Annotated in this window: 15 protein-coding genes and 1 tRNA gene; 5 read left to right on the top strand and 11 right to left on the bottom strand. The window is 54.3% G+C overall.

Annotated elements, in window-relative coordinates; all coding sequences use genetic code 11:
• Positions 1-198 precede the first annotated feature (198 nt).
• The 4 genes from AC0J6G_RS07490 to AC0J6G_RS07475 all read right to left on the bottom strand — a co-directional run bounded on the left by AC0J6G_RS07490 (position 199) and on the right by AC0J6G_RS07475 (position 7,115).
• Entirely contained in the window at positions 199-1,602 is a 1,404-nt protein-coding gene (locus tag AC0J6G_RS07490) for an efflux transporter outer membrane subunit (RefSeq protein WP_475252728.1), read from the bottom strand.
• Positions 1,599-4,778: an efflux RND transporter permease subunit gene (locus AC0J6G_RS07485; RefSeq protein WP_475252726.1), complete on the bottom strand. Its 3,180-nt coding sequence runs from the start codon at positions 4,776-4,778 to the stop codon at positions 1,599-1,601. The genes AC0J6G_RS07490 and AC0J6G_RS07485 overlap by 4 nt, the downstream gene beginning before the upstream one ends.
• Before the next feature lie 13 nt (positions 4,779-4,791).
• A complete protein-coding gene (gene mexE, locus AC0J6G_RS07480) occupies positions 4,792-6,033 on the bottom strand; it encodes a multidrug efflux RND transporter periplasmic adaptor subunit MexE (protein WP_475252724.1) in 1,242 nt (413 codons plus the stop codon).
• 164 nt (positions 6,034-6,197) lie between these two features.
• A complete protein-coding gene (locus tag AC0J6G_RS07475) occupies positions 6,198-7,115 on the bottom strand; it encodes a LysR family transcriptional regulator (RefSeq protein WP_475252722.1) in 918 nt (305 codons plus the stop codon).
• A 259-nt stretch (positions 7,116-7,374) separates the two neighbouring features.
• Between AC0J6G_RS07475 and AC0J6G_RS07470 the strand changes: the two genes are divergently transcribed.
• Positions 7,375-8,388 carry a zinc-dependent alcohol dehydrogenase family protein gene (locus AC0J6G_RS07470; RefSeq protein WP_475252720.1) on the top strand — a complete coding sequence of 338 codons (1,014 nt, stop codon included), beginning with the start codon at positions 7,375-7,377 and terminating at the stop codon, positions 8,386-8,388.
• 61 nt (positions 8,389-8,449) lie between these two features.
• On the opposite strand, the gene AC0J6G_RS07465 is transcribed toward AC0J6G_RS07470, so the two are convergent.
• The 4 genes from AC0J6G_RS07465 to gorA all read right to left on the bottom strand — a co-directional run bounded on the left by AC0J6G_RS07465 (position 8,450) and on the right by gorA (position 13,223).
• Complete coding sequence (locus tag AC0J6G_RS07465; protein ID WP_475252718.1) at positions 8,450-9,703, bottom strand: dicarboxylate/amino acid:cation symporter; 1,254 nt, start codon at positions 9,701-9,703, stop codon at positions 8,450-8,452.
• Between the two features lie 401 nt (positions 9,704-10,104).
• Positions 10,105-10,950, bottom strand: a complete 846-nt coding sequence (locus tag AC0J6G_RS07460; protein WP_475253639.1) for a site-specific integrase — start codon at positions 10,948-10,950, stop codon at positions 10,105-10,107.
• Positions 10,951-11,233: 283 nt separating this feature from the next.
• On the bottom strand, positions 11,234-11,857 hold the full coding sequence (locus tag AC0J6G_RS07455) for a trimeric intracellular cation channel family protein (protein ID WP_475252716.1): 624 nt from the start codon (positions 11,855-11,857) through the stop codon (positions 11,234-11,236).
• Between the two features lie 7 nt (positions 11,858-11,864).
• Positions 11,865-13,223 (bottom strand): glutathione-disulfide reductase, encoded by a 1,359-nt coding sequence (gene gorA / locus AC0J6G_RS07450; protein WP_475252714.1) that lies wholly within the window; start codon positions 13,221-13,223, stop codon positions 11,865-11,867.
• Between the two features lie 81 nt (positions 13,224-13,304).
• Here gorA and AC0J6G_RS07445 point away from each other — a divergent pair, with 81 nt between their 5' ends.
• On the top strand, positions 13,305-13,727 hold the full coding sequence (locus tag AC0J6G_RS07445) for a VOC family protein (RefSeq protein WP_475252712.1): 423 nt from the start codon (positions 13,305-13,307) through the stop codon (positions 13,725-13,727).
• 53 nt (positions 13,728-13,780) lie between these two features.
• Here the strand turns inward: AC0J6G_RS07445 and galU are convergent, their stop codons facing one another.
• Positions 13,781-14,620 (bottom strand): UTP--glucose-1-phosphate uridylyltransferase GalU, encoded by an 840-nt coding sequence (gene galU, locus AC0J6G_RS07440; protein WP_475252710.1) that lies wholly within the window; start codon positions 14,618-14,620, stop codon positions 13,781-13,783.
• 641 nt (positions 14,621-15,261) lie between these two features.
• Here galU and AC0J6G_RS07435 point away from each other — a divergent pair.
• Entirely contained in the window at positions 15,262-16,755 is a 1,494-nt protein-coding gene (locus AC0J6G_RS07435) for a hypothetical protein (protein WP_475252708.1), read from the top strand.
• A gap of 148 nt (positions 16,756-16,903) precedes the next feature.
• Here AC0J6G_RS07435 and AC0J6G_RS07430 read toward each other — a convergent pair whose 3' ends face one another.
• Both AC0J6G_RS07430 and AC0J6G_RS07425 read right to left on the bottom strand, forming a co-directional pair.
• The gene (locus tag AC0J6G_RS07430) at positions 16,904-17,131 is read right to left on the bottom strand and encodes an antitoxin Xre/MbcA/ParS toxin-binding domain-containing protein (protein ID WP_475252706.1); all 228 of its coding nucleotides are present in this window, start codon (positions 17,129-17,131) and stop codon (positions 16,904-16,906) included.
• Positions 17,132-17,144: 13 nt separating this feature from the next.
• On the bottom strand, positions 17,145-19,553 hold the full coding sequence (locus AC0J6G_RS07425) for a hypothetical protein (RefSeq protein ID WP_475252704.1): 2,409 nt from the start codon (positions 19,551-19,553) through the stop codon (positions 17,145-17,147).
• Between the two features lie 220 nt (positions 19,554-19,773).
• Between AC0J6G_RS07425 and AC0J6G_RS07420 the strand changes: the two genes are divergently transcribed.
• Positions 19,774-19,858 (top strand) — tRNA-Leu (locus AC0J6G_RS07420).
• 976 nt (positions 19,859-20,834) lie between these two features.
• Positions 20,835-22,322, top strand: coding sequence for a SulP family inorganic anion transporter (locus tag AC0J6G_RS07415; protein WP_034023912.1), 1,488 nt, complete (start codon positions 20,835-20,837; stop codon positions 22,320-22,322).
• Positions 22,323-22,326: the final 4 nt, after the last annotated feature.

Below are 22,326 nucleotides of genomic sequence, written 5' to 3'. Positions count from 1 at the left end.
GGCCTGCATTCCCGCAACCCGGCGCCTCTTACCACCAGTGTTAGCGATAAGCATCGCTAACACTGGACGGCAACGTCCCCCCGCGATTGTCCCAGCCTGCACCCACCCTTGCGCGCGCACATAAAAAACCCCACAACAAGGAGCAACTGTCGTGGGGCTGAAAAGGTTGTCTATACAAATCAGGCGCGTTACTCAGGTTTAGGCGCTAGGCTGCCATCCGCCGCCGAGGGCCTTGTAGATGGCGACGATGCCGCGATAGAGCTCGACTTCGGCCTGAGCCTGGGCGTCTTCGGCGCTTAGGCGTTCGCGTTCGGCGTCGAGCAGCACGAGGAAGTCCACTTCACCTTCGCGGTAGCGCACGCGGGCTTGTTCGGCAGCGGCGCGGCTGGCGTCGGATTGGCGTAGCAGGGCTAGCAGGCGTTGTTGACGTTTGCCGTAGTCGCTAAAGGCGTTAGCCGATTCCTCCAGGGCCAGCAGTACCTGTTGTTCATAGTTGGCCAGCGCGCCATCGGCTTCGGCTTCAGCCCCACGCAGGCGTGCACGCACGCTGCCCAGATCAAACGCCGCCCAGCTGATAGTCGGTGCCAGGCCCCAGGCCTGCGCCTTTGATGCACCCAGCTGCGAGCCACGCCCGGCGGTAAAGCCGAGGAAACCTGACAGGCTCACCCGTGGAAACAGATCCGCCGTGGCCACGCCGATAGTGGCGGTGGCGACGGCCAGTTGCCGTTCTGCTGCACGGATATCCGGACGGCGGCGCAGCAACTCGCCGGGGTCGCCAACTGGCAGGGCCTTGGCGATGGCGGGCAGATCCTGGGCGGAGAGGTCCACGCTCAATTGATCCGGGCGTTGGCCGAGCAGGGTGGCGATGCGGTGCTTGGCGCGCTGCTGCTGCGCTTGCAGTTGCGGCAGGCTGGCTTCGGTGCCGGCCAGGCGTGCGTCGCTGCGCAGTACATCGAGCTGGCTACCGACGCCGGCTTCACGCAGTTGCTCGGTGATGGCGAGGGATTCCTGCTGGTTTTTCAGGTTGTCGCGGGCGATACGTTCACGCAGTTGCGCGCCGCGCAGGCTGCCGTAGGCATCTACCAGTTCGGCGATCAGGCTGACCTGTAGCTGCTGGTAATCAGCTTCTGCTACATCCAACTCGGCATCGCTGGCTTCCAGTTGACGCTGGATGCGGCCAAATAGATCCAGCTCCCAGAGCATGTCCAGGCCCAGGTCGTAACGTTCGCCGCGCACGCGCTGCTCGGTGACGCCGGGTTGCTGGGCTTTGCCAAATTCACCGCTGGCGCGGCTGGTGACGGTCGGCAACTGATCGTTGCCGAGGTCATCACGAATGGCCTGGGCCGCCCGCAGGCGGGCAAAGGCCACTCGCAGCTGGCGGTTTTCCTCCAGCGATTGTTGCACCAGTTGGTTGAGGATCGGGTCATCGAACTGCTGCCACCAGCTGACTTCGAAACGCGAACGGTCGAAGCTGACGCTTTTCGCGCTTTTCAGCTGGGCATCTGCGGTTTGCGGGGCCTGGTAATCCGGGCCGACGGCGCAGGCTGTCAGCGCCAGGGTCAACAGGCTGATGGCCAGCGGTTTGGCGTTAAAGCTGTTCATGCCTGCACCTCCTGCAAACGCGCGGCTTTCTGTGCTTCGCGTTTCTCCACAACACCGCGAATCAACACATAGAACACCGGGGTCAGCAACAGGCCGAAGAAGGTTACGCCGAGCATGCCGCTAAACACCGCAACACCCATGGCATGGCGCATTTCCGCGCCGGCACCGGAGGACAGTACCAGCGGCACCACACCCATAATGAAGGCAAAGCTGGTCATCAGAATCGGCCGCAGACGCAAGCGGCAGGCTTCCAGCACCGCGCTGACGCGGTCCATGCCTTCTTCCTGTTTCTCCTTGGCGAACTCGACGATGAGGATGGCGTTCTTGCAGGCCAATCCCACCAGTACGATCAATCCGATCTGGGTAAAGATGTTGTTGTCGCCTCCAGCCAGGATCACACCGGTAATTGCTGACAGCAGGGTCATCGGCACGATCAGGATCACCGCCAGCGGCAGGCTCCAGCTTTCGTACTGCGCCGCCAGCACCAGAAAGGCCAGCAGTACGCAGAGCGGGAAGATAAAGATCGCGCTGTTGCCGGCGAGAATCTGCTGGTAGGTCAGGTCAGTCCATTCGAAGCTCATGCTCGTCGGCAGTTCTTCCTTGAGCAGTTGAGCAATCGCCGCCTCGGCCTGGCCGGAGCTGTAGCCGGGGGCTGCAGCTCCGTTGATTTCAGCGGTGAGGAAGCCGTTGTAATGCATCACCCGATCCGGACCCGAGCTGGCACTGACCTTGAGGAAGGCCGACAGCGGCACCATTTCGCCACGGTTGTTGCGCACTTTGAGCTGGCCGATCTGCTCCGGCTCCAGGCGGAACTGCTGCTCGGCCTGCACGTTGACCTGATAGGTACGACCAAAACGGTTGAAGTCGTTGGCGTACAGCGAACCCAGGTAGATCTGCATGGTGTCGAAGATGTCGCTGATCGCCACGCCATGGGTCTTGGCCTTTTCGCGGTCGATGGCCGCATCGATCTGCGGCACGTTGACCTGGTAGCTGGTGAACACCGACATCGGGTCCAACTCCGGCAGCTGGCGGGCCTTGGCGATGACGTTCTGGGTTTGTACGTACAGCTCGTCATAACCGAGGTTGCCACGGTCCTGCACCTGCAGGCGGAAGCCGCCGATGGTGCCCAGGCCCTGCACCGGTGGTGGTGGGAAGATCGCCAGATAGGCTTCCTGAATACCCGCGAACTGGCCGTTAAGCTCAGCGGCAATGGCCCCGGCCGACAGGCTTTCGTTTTTGCGCTGATCAAAATCCTTCAGCGCGACGAAGACGATGCCGCTGTTCGGGCTATTGGTGAAACCGTTGATCGACAGACCCGGGAAGGCAATGGTGTTGGCCACGCCCGGATGTTTACCGGCGATTTCCGACATCTGTTTCATCACATCTTCGGTGCGATCCAGGGTTGCGGCGTCCGGCAATTGGGCGAAGGCCACCAGGTACTGCTTGTCCTGCGCCGGGACGAAACCGCTCGGCGTAGTGGCAAACCCAAGGTAGGTCAGGCCCATCAGCCCGGCATAGAGGAACAGGGCGATACCGCTGCCACGCAGCACGTGCTTCACGGTGCCGACATAGCCATGGCTGGCACGATCAAACGCGCGGTTGAACGGTTTGAACAACCAGCCGGCAAACAGCTTGTCGAGCAACTTGGAGAAACGGTCCTTCGGCGCGTCGTGGCTTTTCAGCAACACAGCGGCCAGGGCAGGGGACAGGGTCAGCGAGTTGATCGCCGAGATCACCGTGGAGATAGCGATGGTCAGCGCGAATTGCTGATAGAACTGTCCGCTAAGCCCGGAGATAAAGGCGGTGGGGATAAACACCGCGCACAGCACCAGGGCCGTTGCGACGATGGGCCCGGTTACTTCCTTCATCGCCTGCTTGGTGGCTTCCAGCGGGGTTTTGCCCAGGCCGATATTACGTTCGACGTTTTCCACCACGACGATGGCGTCGTCCACCACGATGCCGATGGCCAGCACCAGGCCGAACAGTGACAGCGCGTTGAGCGAGAAGCCGAACATATGCATCACAGCAAAGGTGCCGATCAAGGACACCGGCACGGCGGCCAGCGGAATGATCGAGGCGCGCCAGGTTTGCAGGAACAGAATCACCACCAGCACCACCAGGATGATGGCTTCAAGCAGGGTATGCACCACCGCCTCGATGGAGCCACGCACGAAGATGGTCGGGTCATAGACGATTTCGTAGTCCACGCCCTGGGGGAAGCTCTGCTTCAGCTCGGCCATGCGTGCGCGCACCGCATCGGAAATCTCGATGGCGTTGGAGCCGGGGCGCTGGAATACCGGGATGGCCACTGCCGGCTTGTTGTTCAGTAGGGAGCGCAGGGCGTACTGGCTGGAGCCCAGTTCGATGCGGGCAATGTCTTTCAGGCGAGTGATTTCGCCATTTTCACCGGCGCGGATGATGATGTTTTCGAACTCTTCCTCAGTGACCAGACGGCCTTGGGTGTTGATCGACAGCTGAAAGCTGTTGCCCGCATCCGATGGCGGCGCCCCGAGGGAACCGGCGGCGACCTGACGATTTTGCTCGCGGATGGCGTTGACCACGTCGGCGGCAGTCAGGTTACGCGAGGCCACCTTGTTCGGATCGAGCCAGACGCGCAGCGAGTAGTTGCCCAGACCAAACAGCTGCACATCGCCGATGCCATCCAGGCGCGCCAGCTCATCCTTGATGTTGAGCGCGGCGTAGTTAGACAGATAGAGCATGTCGTAACGGTCGTCCGGCGAGGTCAAGTGCACCACCATGGTCAGGTCGGGCGAGGCCTTGTCGACGGTTACACCGAGGCGCTGCACTTCAGTGGGCAGGGTCGGCATGGTGCGGGTGACGCGGTTCTGCACCTGCACCTGGGCTTTGTCCAAGTCGGTGCCGAGGGCGAACGTCAGGGTCAGGGTCATCTTGCCGTCGGCAGTGCCCTGGGACGACATATAAAGCATGCCTTCCACACCGGTAATTGCCTGTTCCAGTGGCGAGGCGACGGTTTCGCCGATCACCTTGGGGTTGGCACCAGGGAAGGTGGCGCGGACCACCACGGTGGGCGGCACCACTTCCGGGTATTCGCTGATCGGCAGCTGGAACAGCGAGATGGCGCCGCTGATCAGGATCAGCAGTGACAGTACGGCGGCGAAGATCGGCCGCTGAATAAAGAATTGCGAGAAATTCATCGTCGTCTACCTATTAGCCGCGTGGCGCAGTGCTGGCGGGGCTGTTTTTCGCAGCAACCCGGCGGCTGTTCTGGCGTTCGATGGCCTGGCGTTGCTCGGTCAGCAGCGCCTGGGTCTTTTCATCGGCCATGGGCACGCTTTGCGGATCCACCGTGGAGCCGGGGAACGCGCGCTGTAGACCGTTAACCACGATCTTCTCGCCCTTGGCCAAACCGCTGCGTACGATGCGCAGGCCTTCCAGCTTCAGCCCCAGCTCAACGGCGCGGTACTGCACGGCGTTGTCCTTATCGAGGATCAGCACGTACTTCTTGCCCAGGTCCGTGCCGACCGCTTCATCCTTGATCAGCGCAGCAGCGTACTGGCCGCTGCCGACCAGCTTGAGGCGGGCGTAGAGGCCAGGGGTGAAGCGCTCGTCACGGTTGTCGAACACCGCACGGCCACGGATAGTGCCGGTTTGCGGGTTGACCTGGTTGTCGAGAAAATCCAGCTCGCCCAGGTGCGGGTGGCCATCCTCGCTGGATAGGCCAAGGTACACCGGGCTGGCATCGCGGGTCTGACCGCCGGCCTGACGCGCCAGCTCGACATATTTGAGGAACACGCGCTCATCGGCATCGAAATAGGCATACACCTTGTCAGTACTGACCAGAGTGGTCAGCAGGCTTTGCCCGGCATTAACCAGGTTGCCTCGGGTGATTTGCGCCCGGCTGACGCGGCCATCAATCGGCGCAGTAACCTGGGTAAAGCTGAGGTTGAGACGGGCGTTATCCAGTTCCGCCTGGATGCCGGCAACTGCGGCCTTGGCTTCAGCGGCGGCGCTGGCGCGAGCGTCGGCCAGTTCGGCGGAAATGGCGTTGCTCTGACGCAAGCGCTCGCCGCGATTGGCTTCACTCTGGGTGCGTGCCTGGCTGGCGCGAGCCTGTTGCAGCTGGGCTTCAAGGCGTTTGACCTCGGCCTGGAACGACCGTGGGTCGATCTGGAATAACAGGTCGCCTTTTTTCACCAGGCTGCCTTCGTTGAAGGCTACGCGATCAATGAAACCAGATACCCGTGGGCGAATTTCCACCGACTCTGGCGCTTCCAGGCGACCGGTGAACTCGTCCCATTCATTGATCGGTTGTTCAATGACTTCGGCCACGCTGACTTTGGCAGCGGGGATTTGTTGTGCACTTTCCGGCGCTTTGCCGCACGCACCCAGTACCAGCACAGCGGCAAGGGCCAGGGGGAACTGCCAGAGTTTTTTATTGGGCTGTTGCATGCGTACTTCCGCCAAAGGGTGTTTTGAGGAGGCGGAGTCTGCTGCGGCGAGGCTAAGGCGACGAATCGAACGATTCGAAGATATGTATCAATCAGAATGATTATTTACAGGCTTGTATCGACAAATACATATGTGAGCACGCTGTGGTTTTGTGCGTAACACGCTTAGTCCAGGCTATCGGGGTCCCCACAAAACATCTGGATGCGTGAGCGCAGCCAACGTTCGGCCGGATCGTTGTCCTGAGCGCCGCGCCAGGCCATGTGCAGCTCAAACGTCTGCGAGGGGATGGGGAGTTCCTCAGCGCGCACACCGCCCACTGCGCTCAGCGCCGCGGCGGTGTAATCCGGCACGATGGCGAGAATATCGGTGCCGGAGAGCAGGGTGCTGAGGCCATTAAACTGGGGCAGGGCCAGCACGACCCGGCGCTTACGCCCGAGCTTTTCCAGCTCAACATCAATAAAACCACTGAGGTCGCCAGCAAACGACACCAGCGCATGCGGCCGCGAACAGAAGTCGTCCAGGCTAAGTAGCCCTGGAGCAGTGTCCGCACGCAACAGCTTGGGTTTGCTCCGGCGCAGTACCTTGCGCTTGGCATTGGCCGGCAGCTCTTCGGTGTAGGCCACACCCACGGAAATTTCGCCGGAAGCCAGCAAAGCGGGCATCAGCAGGTAGTTGCTACGGCGAATCACCAACACCACGCCAGGAGCCTCAGCCCGCAGGCGCTTGATCAGCGGCGGCAGCAGACCAAACTCAACGTCATCTGACAGGCCAATGCGAAACACCGCAGTACTGGTCGCAGGGTGAAATTCAGCCGCGCGGCTGACGGCGGTGGAGATCGAATCCAATGCCGGCGAGAGCAGGGCGGCAATCTCCATGGCCCGCGCAGTCGGCTCCATGCTGCGTCCCGTGCGCACGAACAACGGGTCATCAAACAGGCTGCGCAAACGGGCGAGGGCAGCGCTGATGGCCGGCTGACCGAGAAAGAGTTTTTCCGCCGCACGGGTCACGCTGCGTTCATGCATCAGCGTTTCAAAGACGATCAGCAAGTTGAGATCGACGCGGCGAAGATCGTTACGGTTCATCCGTTATCCATTCTGGCGTGGCTGCGGTTTGGCGCGGCTCAGGCTAATGCCGAATAGCGCTGACAGGCAATATGCAGGGAGAAAAGAGATGCGGCTGACGCATCATCATCAACAGGCATGGTGAATATCAGCCCTGGGCGGTGGAATTGCAGGCAAAGCCCGGATAAAGTCCGTGGCCATAAGAGGTTGTCTGTGATTGTAAGCGCATAACTGCGCGCCAGTTACCACGACCTGAATGGGTCAACCGAAGAGGTTTGCGATGTCCCGCGTAGTGCGTTTCCATGAGTTTGGTGAGGCTGATGTCCTCAAGATCGAAGAGCGAGCCATCCCTGCGCCGGCAGCGGGTGAAGTGCTGGTCGGTGTTGAGGCTATAGGCGTCAGCTGGCACGACGTACTCTGGCGGCAGAACCTGGCACCTACGCTGGCCCACTTGCCAGCCAGCCTCGGCCATGAAGTGGCTGGCGTGGTGTTGGCGCTCGGTGACGGCGTATCTGACCTGGCCGTGGGCGATCGAGTGGCCAGCTTCCCAGGGCACAGCGCCAATCATTACCCGGGTTATGCCGAGCACGTGGTTTTACCGCGCAGCTCGCTGGCCCGTTACCCCGATAACCTCACGGCCCAGCAAGCGGCTGTGCACTATTTGCCTTCGATGGTCGGCTGGTTTGGCTTTGTTGAACTGGCTCACTTGCAGGCCGGCGAAACCGTACTGGTAACCGCCGCCAGTCGCTGCTGGGGCCCTTATATTGTGCAGATGGGTAAAGCCCTGGGCGCGACCGTGATCGCCGCCACTGCCCATGCCGAAGACCGTGAGTTTCTTAAGCAACTGGGCGCTGATCACATCATCCTTACTGAGGAACAAGACTTGGTCAGTCGTGTTAGCAAACTGACTGACGGGCAGGGCGTCAATGTGGTGATGGACGCACTCGGCGGCCCACAAATGTGTCTGCTGGGAGACGCTATCGCGCCGCGTGGCCGGCTAATTCTGTTTGATCTGCAGGGCGGCAATGAAACGCCATTCCCGGCCTGCGCTGCTTTTCAAAAGAACATTCAATTCTTCGTGCATTGCATCGGTAATTTCACCGGTAAAGAAGAGCTGAATATTCCGCAAGACCCGGTGGCCGTGGCCAAGGCGGTGCAGGGTATTAATCAGCTGACCTGCGACGGGTTGCTGCGTCCGTTGATCGACCAAGTGTTTGCCTTCGACCACGTTGTTGAGGCCCATCGCCACATGGAAACCTGTCCAAGTCGTGGTCGAGTGGTGTTACACGTCTGATCAACACTTTGTGTATTGGTGTAGCAGGGGAGGCAGCGCCTAGCTAAGGCAGAATAGCGCCTCAACTCGCTGATTTTTCTGCCTCATTCTCAGGCGTAAATAGCGTTGCCTGGTCGCCATCCAAGCGATCAAGCAAAGCCGCGTTCGCACAGTTACCCATCACGTTGAGTGCCGTACGCAGCCCATCAGTGAATCGGTCTACACCTGCCACAACCGCAACGCCCTCCAGCGGTAGACCAGCCGCACCCAGCACCGTTGTCATCGCCACCAGCCCGGCACCGGGTACGCCTGCAGTGGAAAAGCTGACTAAAAGGCCGGTGGTAAACACGGTGATCAGCAATGAGGTGGTGATATCGATGTTGAATAATTGGGCGACAAATAGCGCGTTGAAGCCTTGTAGCACGGCGGCACCGTCGCGCTTAAGGGCCGTGCCGAAGGGCAGGGCAAAGCTGGCTAACGACTCACTCATGCCGTAGCTACGGGCGTTACCGAGTGCCAATGGCAAGGTGGCACCGGAACTGGCTGTACCAAAGGCAAAGCCCAAGCTTTGCCCAAAGCTTTTCACGAACGCCAACGGCCGAGCGCCCGTAATACCCAGCAGTAGCAGGTAAAAAATGGCCATCAGCGCCAGTGCCAGCGTGAGGCCGACCACATACATACCCAGGCGCAGCAACAGGTCCAGCCCCTGACTGGCAATCACCGAAGTGATCAGGGCAAATACGCCCAAGGGTGCCAGTTTGAGCACAAACTCCAGCACTTTAAGGGTGACCGTGTAGCCGCTCTCAATCAGCCGGCGTAACGGCGCACTGTCTGCAGGCAACGCACGCATGGCAATGCCGATCAGCGCCGCCGCAAAAATGACCTGCAGCAAGCCGCCACTGCTCAACGCGGTAAATGGGTTATTTGGCACCAGCTCGACTAGCCACCGGCTGAGGCTATCAGCATGGCGCGCCTCAGGCGCTTGACTGAGCAAGCTTTCAGTGCCGCTGCCAGGGCTAAGCCACTGCGCGACCAGCATGCCAAGTGCCAGCGCGATGGCGCTGGTCAGTACATAGCTGATGAGTAGACGACCGGCATGACGCCCAACAGCAGCGCCGTGCTCATGGTTTGTGAGGCTAAGGATAAGGGCGCCGAAAACCATGGGGACCACCACAAACTGCAGCAGGCGCAGGAAAATATTGCCCACTGGGGTCAGCACGTTTATGTCCAGCCAAGTCACGCTGCCTGCAGGCAGAGCACCGGCGCTGGTATTCAACACGAGTCCGGTAATAATCCCGAGCACAAGGGCAAGCAAGATCTGGCGAGTGACTGACATGCGACCTCCAAAAGTCTCAATGTGCGGCAAGCAAGTCGCATTAAACAGGGCTAACAAGGCGCGCCATTCTGATTACCGAAAAGCTCTATATCAATGAATTCATTAATATTTTTATGGAATAAGCTCAGACGCAAGTACCGCAGACAGAGCGATCATTGTGGCTGAAGCAAACGGCCAGGCGGTCAGTAATCAACGGTACATTTCACGCAAAGATATGAGGTTGCCGATGCACAAATCTCTTAATTTTTGCGTTCAGCAGAGCGCAAAGCACAGCGCATGGCTGCTGCCTTCCTGATATAAGACTTCGTATAATGTATATTATGTTAAATGATATGTGTTGACTGATAGTAAACCGATGCATTGAGGTAACTGCTGCACAAGCGCTCCATCACTCACCTCGATTAAAACGTGTAATTGTCGATAGCCCGACGCCGTTCGTTTTCATCGCGTACGTCATAGTTTGCAGTCGTTTGAATATTCGTGTGGTGCGCGAGCTTTTGCGCCAGCGACAGATCGTGCTCTTCAATCACGCGAGTAATAAATGACCGGCGGAAATCATGCGGCATGATTTTCACGCCGACCTGGAGCCCGCGTTGTTTAGCTATGAAGTAGATCGCGTGCTTGCTGATGCGTTCACGGGTTATATGGCTGCCGCGGCGAATTCGGTTAAATAAAAAAGTGTCGTCAACCTGGCCTGTGGCTAGCTGCGAGCGCCGGAACGCAAGCCAGGTATTGAGCTTGTCGAATGCCCAGGTTGGCGCGTACTTAACCAACTCTTTATTACCTTTGCCCAATACACGCAGGCTGCGCTCGGCAAAGTCGATCTGGCTCAGATCAAGGTTCACCGACTCAGACTTACGCATCCCGGAGCCATACAAAATGGCAATAATGGCTGCATCCCTTAGCCCCTGGGGCCTGGGGTCAGCGGCGCAGACGTCCATCAGCTCGCGAATCAAGCTGCGCTTGAGATTACGCCCCTGGATAATCCGGCTACCGCTGCTGGGCTTGACCGAGCGAATTTTTAGTAGATGGTCCTGATCAATCAAGCTCAGTCGCCAGGCCTCATTCAGCACGCCGCGTAGAGCATTGACGTACAACGATGAGGTGTTAGGCGCGTAACCGTCTTCACGCAATGCTGCAACCAGTGCGGTTATATGCCCGGGTTGCAGTAGGTGCCAAGGGGTTTCGTGAAGGTCGAGATCGTCGAAACCCAAACGGTATGCGGCGTCCTGCAGCACATACCTCATGGTCAATTGGCTAGAAGGTGCTAACCGCGCAAGGTACTGAAGCAGTGGGTTGCGCAACGCGGGTAATGCGCCCCCTGCCCCGCCGCAGGGTATTTCGACTTGTTGCGGTGGCGAGTGGTTTGCGCTGTCGCGGTAATCGGCCAATGGGAAATGACTCTAAATGAATTTAACTCAACTAAATGACTATTTAGTTGAGTTAAATTAACTATGGTTAACCTGCGCTCTACCCCAGAGCGCACCTTTCTTGTTCAGGTTAGAAAAGTGCGCGCCTCTGATGTGGTTGTCAGTCGCGATCCAGCAAGTGAAACCGTGGCAAGCCGATGTGCCACCGAATGGCGGCAAGGCGAATCAGCAATACCGTAAGCATGGCGACGCCGGTATCCAGCCAGTGCGGCGTACCCAGCTCGCGCATGGTGATAAAGACCAGAGCCCCTGCTATGCAAGCTGTGGCATAGATTTCCTTCTGAAAGATCAGCGGAATCTCATTACAGATCACATCGCGCATAACCCCCCCCGCCACTCCGGTCATCACGCCCATGATAATGGCCGTGCTATGCGGAACTTCGTGCTGCATGGCGACTTCGGTGCCGATCACGGTAAACACAGCCAGGCCAAAGGCATCCGCCAATAGCAAACCTTTTTCGTGGATTGGTTGCGTCAACCGTACCCAGATAACAGTCCCAATCGCCGCCAGCGAGGCAACAACGATATACAGGTCGTTGCGAATCCAGCTCACGGGATGATTGTCCAGAATCAAGTCGCGCAGGGTGCCGCCCCCCAGTGCGGTAATGATGGCAATCACCAATACACCGAACAGGTCCATGGACTTGCGCCCCGCCATCAACGCGCCGGTGATGGCGAACACTGCAACGCCGAACAGGTCGGCTAGATAAAACAATTGCTCCATGCTGACCTCAGGACGATACGGGCGTGCGCATAGTGACGAACTCTTCGGCCGCTGTCGGGTGCACGCCGATCGTTTCATCAAATAGCTGTTTGGTTGCTCCCGCTTTAAGCGCAACTGCGAGGCCCTGAACGATTTCACCTGCCTCAGGGCCAACCATATGGCAGCCAAGTACGCGGTCTGTCTTGGTATCCACCACAAGCTTCATTAATGTGCGCTCCTGACTTTCGGTCAGGGTCAGTTTCATCGGCCGAAAACGGCTTTCGAAAACGCTGACGCTGTAGCCCTCCTCCCTCGCCTGATCTTCGCTCAGCCCAACCGTACCGATATTGGGCAGGCTGAATACGGCAGTCGGGATCATCTGGTAATCAACCGGGCGATACTCATCAGGTTTGAACAAGCGCCTGGCCACCGCCATGCCTTCAGCCAGAGCCACAGGAGTCAGTTGTACGCGCCCAATCACATCACCAATAGCCAGGATCGACGGCGTGCTGCTTTGGTACTGCTCATCCACCTTGATAAAGCCGCGTTCATCCAAGGCTACATCGGTGTTTTCCAGGCCAAGGTTGTCCAGCATGGGCCTGCGCCCAGTTGCGTAGAAAATACAGTCGGCCTCAAGTACTCGACCATCCTTGAGTGTGGCTTGCAGGCTGCCATCGGCTTGCTTGTCGATCCGCGCAATATCAGTGTTGAACTGCAGATCAACCCCGCTCTTGGTGAGTTCTTCCTGCAAGTGAGTACGTACGGCTTTATCGAAGCCACGCAGGAACAATTCGCCGCGATAGAGCAGTGATGTCTGCGAACCAAGGCCGTTGAAGATCGAGGCAAACTCCACGGCAATATAGCCGCCGCCGATTACAAGAACGCGCTTGGGCAACTGCTCGAGGTAGAACACTTCATTGGAGCCAATCGCATGTTCATGCCCCGGTATTTCGGGAATCTGCGGCCAGCCACCGGTGGCAATAAGGATGTGTTTGGCGCTGAAGCACTTGCCTCCCAGTTCGACGCTGTGGTCGTCAATAATTCGGGCATGCCCCTCAAGCAACGTCACGCCACTATTGACCAGCAAGTTGCAGTAGATACCGTTGAGCCGTTCAATCTCGCGATTTTTGTTGGCAATCAGGCTTGCCCAATCAAAGCTGGCTTCTTTCAGCGACCAGCCAAAGCCCTGCGCGTGCTCAAAATCACTGGCGAAATGGGCGCCATAGACCAGCAGTTTTTTCGGTACGCAGCCAACGTTAACGCAGGTACCGCCGAGGTAGCGGCTTTCTGCAACCGCCACACGTGCACCGTAACTTGCGGCAAATCGCGCCGCACGTACACCACCGGAACCGGCACCGATTACAAACAGGTCAAAGTCATAGGTCATTTCAGCCTCCGAAACAGGCTGCAAGCATACCCCAAGCCGGTCCCGCATCTAAGCTTGAACACCTGTAACAGGAGAAACGTGATGCGCCCAACACTTACTCACCTGGCGTTACATGTCCCTGACGTGGGTGCCTGCGTGGCCTTTTATGAGCAATTTTGTGGGATGCGGGTGATTCACCGGCGCGCTGGGAAAGGCGCGATGATTATCTGGATGGCCGAGGTGGGCAAAGAGCACCGCTTTATCTTTGTGATCATGCCCGGCGGGCAGGACCGCCAATTGGCGACTGATGATTACAGCCACTTTGGCTTTGCTATGGAGAGCCGAGAACAGGTCGACAGCATTGCAGCGCGGGCGCGTGCATCCAATTGCCTTGTATGGGAGCCGCGCGATGAGCCCTACCCTGTTGGCTACTACTGTGGCGTGCGCGACCCGGCGGGTAATTACGTGGAGTTCAGTTACGGACAGCCATTAGGGCCTGGCCCTGCGCACGCAGCAATGGCCTGAATGCACACAGCCACCCGCGGGTGGCTGTGTGCGTTAACGCGCCGGGGGCTTAATCAGAAAGCCTTGCCGGTTTTGTAGAGGTTTTCAAAGCAGAAGTTAGTGGCGTCGATATAGCCTTCCGCACCACCGCAATCAAAGCGCTTACCCTTGAATTTATAGGCCATGACGCAGCCGTTCTGCGCCTGCTTCATCAAGGCGTCAGTGATCTGAATTTCTCCGCCCTTGCCGGGTTCGGTTTGCTCGATCAAATCAAAAATGTCGGGCGTGAGGATATAGCGACCGATGATAGCCAGGTTTGATGGAGCATCTTCGGGCTTAGGTTTCTCGACCATGCTGTTAACCCGGTAGATGTCGTCGCGGATCATCTCACCGGAGATCACACCATATTTATGGGTCTCTTCTGGTGGCACTTCCTGAATGGCCACGATCGAGCAGCGGAATTGGTTGTACAGCTTGACCATTTGCGTCAGCACCGCATCACCATCCAGGTTCAGGCACAGGTCATCAGCCAGGACCACGGCAAAAGGCTCGTCACCAATCAGCGGGCGCCCACAGAGAATCGCATGCCCTAAGCCCTTCATCTCAACCTGACGGGTGTAAGAGAAGCTGCATTCGTTAATCAGGCGGCGAATGCCAACCAGGTATTTCTCTTTATCCGTGTCACGAATCTGGTGTTCGAGCTCGTAGCTGATGTCGAAGTGATCTTCCAGCGCGCGCTTGCCGCGGCCGGTAATCATAGCGATTTCCGTCAACCCGGCTTCCAGCGCCTCTTCAACGCCATACTGGATCAACGGTTTGTTCACAATCGGCAGCATTTCCTTGGGCATAGCCTTGGTTGCTGGCAAAAAACGAGTGCCGTAACCGGCTGCTGGGAACAAACATTTCTTGATCATGAGGACCCTTGAGCAATGGTGTGAAAAAACGTGCGCAGTCTATCAGGCTGCATTGGCCTTACGCTGCCCCGGCGCGGGGGAAAATAGATGTGTAGCGAAAATCCAGCTCAACTGACCGCGCAGCGTTCGGCTGCAGCGCGTCACAGTCTCTGACTCCCGTCAGAATGCTTGGTTCGATAGCTTTTTGTTTAGCGCAGCGAATCCGCGTGCAACCACAAATCACAGGTGCGAGGCCGGGCGTCGGGTGTGGTCATTCCACTGGGCAGATTTAGGGCACAAAAAAACCGGCTACGAAGGCCGGTTTAGTGGTTTCAGATTCATACAGGAACATCTGAAATCATGTACATGGTGCCCGAAGCCGGGGTCGAACCGGCACGTCCTTACGAACGAGGGATTTTAAGTCTCCTGCGCCTATTACATGTATGTTTAATATGTTATGTAGATAACTATGTATAACTGCAAAACCGCCAGAAAGCCAGCATTTAAAAGGATAATCAGTCAACCACTTAAACACTGTCAATTTATTATCTAGTTTTGTTGCGTCCTGAATGCACCCCGGTGTTACCAAAAAGTTACTAAGAGTTTGGCTAGACACAAAAGACATACTAGACTTTGTTACCAAGTTAATTCGGGTGAGCATTATGGCAGAGAAGCAGGCAGTTCCAGTTGTCGTATTCAAGAAGAAGGAAATCGACAAGATGCCCTTTGCCAAAGCTGGTTGCGAGATCCAGCTTCGGGATGATGGCTCTCCCCTGCGACTCAGGATCGGTGCGAAAAAGAAGACATTCTACGTCAATGATCGCAACGCCTCGGGCAAGCTGATCAAGCGCAATCTGCCCCATGACCCTGCATCGTATGACCTTGATGAGTTACGGGAGGCTGCCAAGGCTGCGCTGGCCGAGAAGGATGCTGAGATCGAGTTTGCCAAAGCAGGCGGCAAGATCACTCTGCTTAATGCTCTAGATCTACGATTTACGACTATTGGAAAGCGCACAGCATCAAACATTGATGGCCTCAAAGACTCTACAAAAGCGCATTACGAAGAAATTCTTAGGCGTTATGTGGAAGACTGGCTCGATCTCGATATGCGCCAGATCACTGAGCAAATGTTCCAAATAAGATACAACGCACTGCGTGATATGACTCACATAAAGCGCAAGGCAGGAGCGCCGATACTTGATGAAAATGGAAATACAATTCCAATTCTAGATGATGCCGGAAAGCCCAAGCGCAATAAAACAGCTGCTAGGCACTTGCGGGTATACACATCCTCTCTTTACAAATTTGTACGAGAGAATAAAGAAGACGCTTCATTTAAAGACCCAACCGATGTCTTAAGGCGAAGCAAAGTCAAAGAGACTGTTCAGCGCCGTACATTCGAGATTAACACTGAAATTGCAGGAAAATTCCTGGAAGCAGCCGTGAAGTTTCGTGACGAACGACCATTCCAGGGGCGAAAAACTAACCAATCCAGGACTTGCACAAACCTTATTCTCGCAAATCTTTTTGTCGGAATGAGGAGCGGTGAGCTAAGAAATACGCCAATAAGCAAGCTGATTCTTTCTTCGTCAGCAGAAGCGATAGGGTTTGAGTATGACGAAGACTATGCAGCCGAAACACTGAAAACACCTGGAAGATATACTGTTGCTTTCTCTGATGTATTGAGATCAATCATTGCTGACCAATACGATCCCAGTCAGCGGTTTTTGTTTGAAAGCAAGGTCAGGGAGGCACCGATATCTGATTCATCTGTGCGGCCATATATGTCAGAAATTTGCGACATTGCTGGAATTAAGAGATACCCACTTAACGCCATGAGAAACTTTTTTATTAACCTCGGTAAGCGTTCCGGAGTTGGCGATGTTGAGATGAAGCATCTGGTTAATCATTCTACGAAGCAAAACGTTACTGATGGTTATACTGGCCTGAAGAATGATTTTGACTACTTATTAAAAAACACACAGAAAGTAACTGACTTCATCATGCGTGAGTGCGGTATCAGCAAAACGGTTTTTGGAATTGAGCAGACTGAAACTAATCAGCTAGAGAATGCGATGGATCTACTAAGCAAGTTTGATCCAGAAATTCTTAAGCTTGCACTGTCAATGCATGGGAAAAGGGAAAATAATTCATAAAAACTGGTTATTAAATTGACAAGTATGGTTTTGCTTGTCATAATAGTAAGTGTAGGTTTAGTTCATTTTCCTGCAACTCAAGCAACTCAATTGGTTTGGCGACCATAAAAAGGGCTCTCGATGAGAACCCTTTTTCTTTGTCTGCAAATCACACAACTACTCCGTTTTCCAGGTTCCAGATAAGCCTGATCACTTGGTGACGGCCCTCCTCTGTTTTCAGAATATCTATTGGGCGCATATTGCCAAGAGCAAGGACTGGGGTTTCAAGCCATGTTTTTGTTGCCAAATCATTGTCGCTGAAGAAGCTTGTGACTAGATCCAGGGCCTCTTGGGCCTCGGCTGGGAGGCCGAGGCTGGTGAGCATTTCTTTATTCACATGTGCTCCTTGATTAGGCATTGCTTATGTAAAATTTAGCAGCATCATTGAGTGATGTATCTAGTGTATTACCGTTAACGCGCTGTTCGCCATCCTTAACCTTTATGTTTTTGTTTGACACGAGACGATATCCGGCGATACCAATGATCGTATTTGTAGCTTTTCTCGCATCTTTAAGATCAATATGCAGCATGAAATAGTTTTTGATCAGTGTTAATTTACTTATCTGTTTGCCGTTGTAAACCGCTTTTTCACCTTTTAATTTTTTAATGAAATCCTCCATAGATTTATTCTGAAAGCCGTCCTTAATTCTTTCCTGAGATTTTACAAAATCAACAACATCCCTTATCAACAAAGCCTTATTCAAAAGGTCGCGAGTGAAGTTAACAGTCTTAAATTCCGAAACTAAAGAGATATTAGCAATCACAGAAAGACCGTTTTTCTCAACAAACTCATAATCTTCTTCAGTAAAATTAGACTTAATACCCATCATTTTTGCTGCTTTGAACTTTTCTAGAAGGCGTGAATTATGAAGCGACAGAAGAGCAGACTTATCTGAGAGCATTGATTCTGCCAACTTAGAATCTAAAACTTCTTCAGAAAGAAATACCTGCTTCACCTCTTCTTTCTCAGCTCTAATGCGAGCAATCTTGTTAGGTTTTTCGCACGACACGTTATCAGCATCTGTAAAGGCATTAATCATGGTAAAGCCAAGAAGCTTCATTGCTGTAAGAGTAAATTGCTTGTAGCGATTACGTGACCAGTTTTCGAGCGCTTTAAAATCAAATGCTGCGCACAAATTTTTATCTTCCAGGAGCTTGTTATGCTTTTCATTCATGTAAGTGATCTGAGTATGTAAGCCATGCCAAACTTCGTCTTCTGAAAGCAGGCTAGACTCTTGGATTGTTCTGTAACACACGTCTGATCGAGTTTCTGGATAGTCGCAAGCGGGCTTTCTAAGAGAGAATGAAATATAGATATCTTCTACACACCTGAAGCGTAAAGCTGTCTGAATCAAGGAAATAGGCGACACGGTTCCGCAACAATCCATCAGAATAGTTTTGACTTTAGGCAAGCGTGCGCTGAAGCCTGGACCAATGGCTGGTGTAAAAAAGATCATGGATTTATCAGACAGCTCAGCGTCAGGATTCACAGTTGCTTTAAATGCTTCACCAGTTTCGTCAGACATTTCTGCTGCGTTGATAAGTATTGTTTTAAGACCTTCAGCTTCCGCAGAACCAGCAAGCTCTTTATATATAGAAATAGCATCTTGCTGCTTTCTGTCTGAGTAAAAGGCAAATGATTCACCAGCTTTCAATAGTCTTTTGGCGCGGTGCATAAGATCTTCCGCCTTGAGGTTCCCTGCATGCACATTTGTATTTTGATATGCGCCTCTAGGCATCTCGACTGCCTGAATTTCTCGACCAGTAACCGACTGAATAATGTCAATATAAGCCTGACCAAAGTGCGCATCTGAAATAGCCACATCCGGAGATGATCTCATTTGATCAAAAAAAAATTTAAAACCAGCTTTCTTGTCTGAGATTTTACCGTCAAAAAAAGCATCGCCGTTTATATGCTCGAAAAGCTTTATAGCCTCATCAAATATTTTGACGCTGCCGTTCTCAATAAGATCGGTGTGAGCTTTGATTCTTGCAGAGTTAATTGTAGTGATAGCGCCCTGCTTTACAATCGCCCTGCCATCTTCGTTACATATGTTTTTATAGTGCTCATCGCGCATTGAAAATGGGCTGGCAAGCGAAATATTTGGAACAAAGACCATGGGCTTGCGGCCATCCTTGAGCGCAGAATCGAAGAGCTTGATATTAGATTCTGATTTCGAAGTTCCCATTTCAGATGTGTTTACAACGAATCCCGAAGGCACAAATGTCTTATTGTCGATCTGACGTGGTGCAGCAGGGAAAAGCATTGACCGCACTTTTGATTCGAAAGTGTCAGCATGGGATTTGTACGCCGAGATTACATATTCATATATTTGCTGAGACCTTGCTGAATCTTTTATAATATCTCGCAATGTATCTAGGCTAATAAAATCAACGTTACTATCGATCATCTTGCAGATGTGGTGGCTATTCTTGGTAGCCTCTTTAACGCTTGAAATTGACTCAATCAAGGCCCTAATTTTCATTTGCTTAACTGTGTAGAAGACATCTGATATGGCGTCGGTATTATCAGCATCAAGCACTGAGTACATAGACTCACATCGAGCGTTAACTACAACATAGGACTTTTTATAAGCGAAAAGAACAGCTTCAGCGCAAGTATTCATAATTACGAAACGCTCATGCGCATACTTAAACATGTTGGTAGCAGATTCAAGATCAGAAATGTTCTTAACGTATACAGCTGTGTAATTTTGCGGCAGCACAATCGGCTGCGAAGAAAAGATTAATACATTCATTTATTATTACTCAATTTATTTTTGGCTGATTACAGTATAACCACCTTTTACGTTAGATGCAAGTCTAATAACATACTTTATTATCAAATAAATAAATTTTCCAAAAAATATTTCTGCTTCTACCTGCTGCGCAGAAACTGGCCAGCGGAGGGTTGTGTTGGTTGGGGTGATCTAAGATATGACAAATCGCTGAAAAATCAGTATGATCCGCTGCGATTCTGCGGGGTTGGCGGAATTGGTAGACGCATCGGACTTAAAATCCGACGGTTTAGGCCATGCGGGTTCGATTCCCGCACCCCGCACCATTTCTTGCACCATTCTCTCCTTCTCCTCCTCCTCCCGCATAGACAACCGAGCCCTCCCCTGGCCACTTTCTGCGCAGCAGGTAGCTGTCGTCATTCACAAATCTTCTTATATAGAACACTAATGCAAAAAACGACAGCTCAAAGCCTTGCAGCACTAAGGCTACAGCTAGAATTACGCTCAAAATTTCGGCCCCGAATTTCCGCCCTCCACTCCTCTCTTTTCTCCCGAAATGTCAACAAAGCAAACCGTTGCTGCCATCTTACATTACGTTATAATTAATTCAAGAGGATTAAATGTATGAGAATACTTGGTATAGACCCTGGACTGAGCGGAGCCCTGCCACTAATAGACGATTGCAAGCTGATCGAGCTGAACGACATCGAAGCTTCAGACAGCCGAATCAACGAAGCGCAAATGGCTTGCTTACTACAGCGCTGGAAGCCTGACTTTGCCGTCTGTGAAGTTGTCACAGCTCGCCCAGGCCAAGGCGTCACTTCGATGTGAATCGCCCCTGATTCCCTAGGCACTTTCGACTGACTTTTGGTCGCTTTGAGCCTGTCGCATCAGGCAGGAGTCGGCCAAAAGCGGACACCCGTGAGTTTCACCGAGCAGCGCAAGTAATTGAGATAGTGCACGAGGGACTCAGACAGAGATCCAAGCAGGACGCCCGGCCATGCGGGACTCGCAAAAACAGCTCTAATCCTGTAAGATCGTCATCGTTTTAGCTTCTAAAGACACTCGATTAGGCCTCATGCTTACTTTGCAAAACATCATCTGGCTGCCTACGCCGCCATAGCGCTACGCCCCCCCGCATCATCTGTGATTGCTTGCTAAGCCAGCGGTCGCACTCTGCTGTGCACTCGGTTTCATCGCCTGCCACAGCTCCCCGACATCCGACAATTTGACCTCGTATCGACCAGCTGCACTTGGCCTGCGCCATGCTGTGCTGCGCGATCCATTGCCTTGGGAATTCTGATGCTCCACTCGTTAAAGCAAACCTGGTTATCCAACATCCGTGGCGACATCCTCGCCGGTCTTGTGGTCGCACTGGCCCTAATCCCTGAAGCCATCGCCTTCTCGATCATTGCTGGCGTCGACCCCAAGGTTGGCCTGTACGCATCCTTCTGTATCGCTGTGGTGATCGCCTTTGTCGGTGGCCGCCCCGGAATGATCTCGGCAGCAACCGGGGCCATGGCACTGCTGATGGTCACCCTGGTCAAAAACCACGGTCTTGAATATCTGCTGGCCGCCACGTTGCTATGTGGCGTGCTACAGATCGCTGCTGGCTACCTGAAGCTCGGCTCACTGATGCGCTTCGTCTCGCGCTCGGTGGTGACCGGCTTCGTCAATGCCCTAGCAATTCTGATCTTTATGGCTCAGCTGCCCGAGCTGACCAATGTCACCTGGCACGTCTACGCCATGACAGCCGCAGGCCTCGGCATCATCTATCTGTTCCCCTATATCCCCAAGATCGGCAAGCTCATCCCATCGCCGCTGGTGTGCATCATCGTGCTGACCGCCGTTGCCATGTCGGTTGGGCTGGATATCCGCACTGTCGGTGATATGGGTCAACTGCCGGATACGCTGCCAATCTTTCTCTGGCCTGACGTGCCGCTGACGTTCGAGACGTTGGCCATCATCTTCCCTTACTCGGCAGCGCTTGCCGTGGTCGGCTTGCTGGAGTCGATGATGACCGCGACCATTGTCGACGACCTGACCGACACCCCCAGTGACAAGAACCGCGAGTGCAAGGGCCAGGGCGTGGCCAACATTGCTTCGGGTCTGATCGGCGGTATGGCCGGCTGCGCGATGATTGGTCAGTCGATCATCAACGTGAAATCTGGCGGTCGTTCTCGCTTGTCGTCCCTTGCCGCAGGCGTATTCCTGCTGCTGATGGTGGTATTCCTTGGCGATTGGCTAAAGCAGATCCCGATGGCTGCGCTGGTGGCAGTGATGATCATGGTGTCCATCGGCACTTTCAGTTGGGATTCGCTGCGTAACCTGAAGAAGCACCCGCTGTCGACCAACATTGTCATGGTCGTCACCGTTGTGGTCGTGGTGGCCACCCACAACCTTGCCTTCGGCGTGTTGGCCGGCGTGCTGCTGGCCGCGATGTTCTTCGCCAACAAGGTTGGCCATTACATGGCGATCAGTTCTTCGCTGGACGAAGCCGGCGAGCATCGTAGCTATAACGTCACCGGCCAGGTGTTCTTCAGCTCGGCTGACAAGTTCGTCGCGGCCTTCGACTTCAAAGAAGCCCTGAACAAGGTAACCATCGACCTGAATCGCGCCCACTTCTGGGATATCACCGCCGTTGCCGCTTTGGACAAGGTGGTTATCAAGTTCCGCCGCGAAGGCACCGAAGTTGAAGTGCTGGGCCTCAACGAAGCGAGCGCCACTATCGTGGATCGCTTCGGTGTACACGATAAACCCGACGCCATTGATCAACTCATGGGCCACTGAGAAG

The organism is Pseudomonas sp. TS_SC_3 (genome assembly GCF_056156225.1).
Note: the sequence above shows the minus strand (reverse complement) of the source record. Positions and strands in the feature narration are given on the sequence as shown.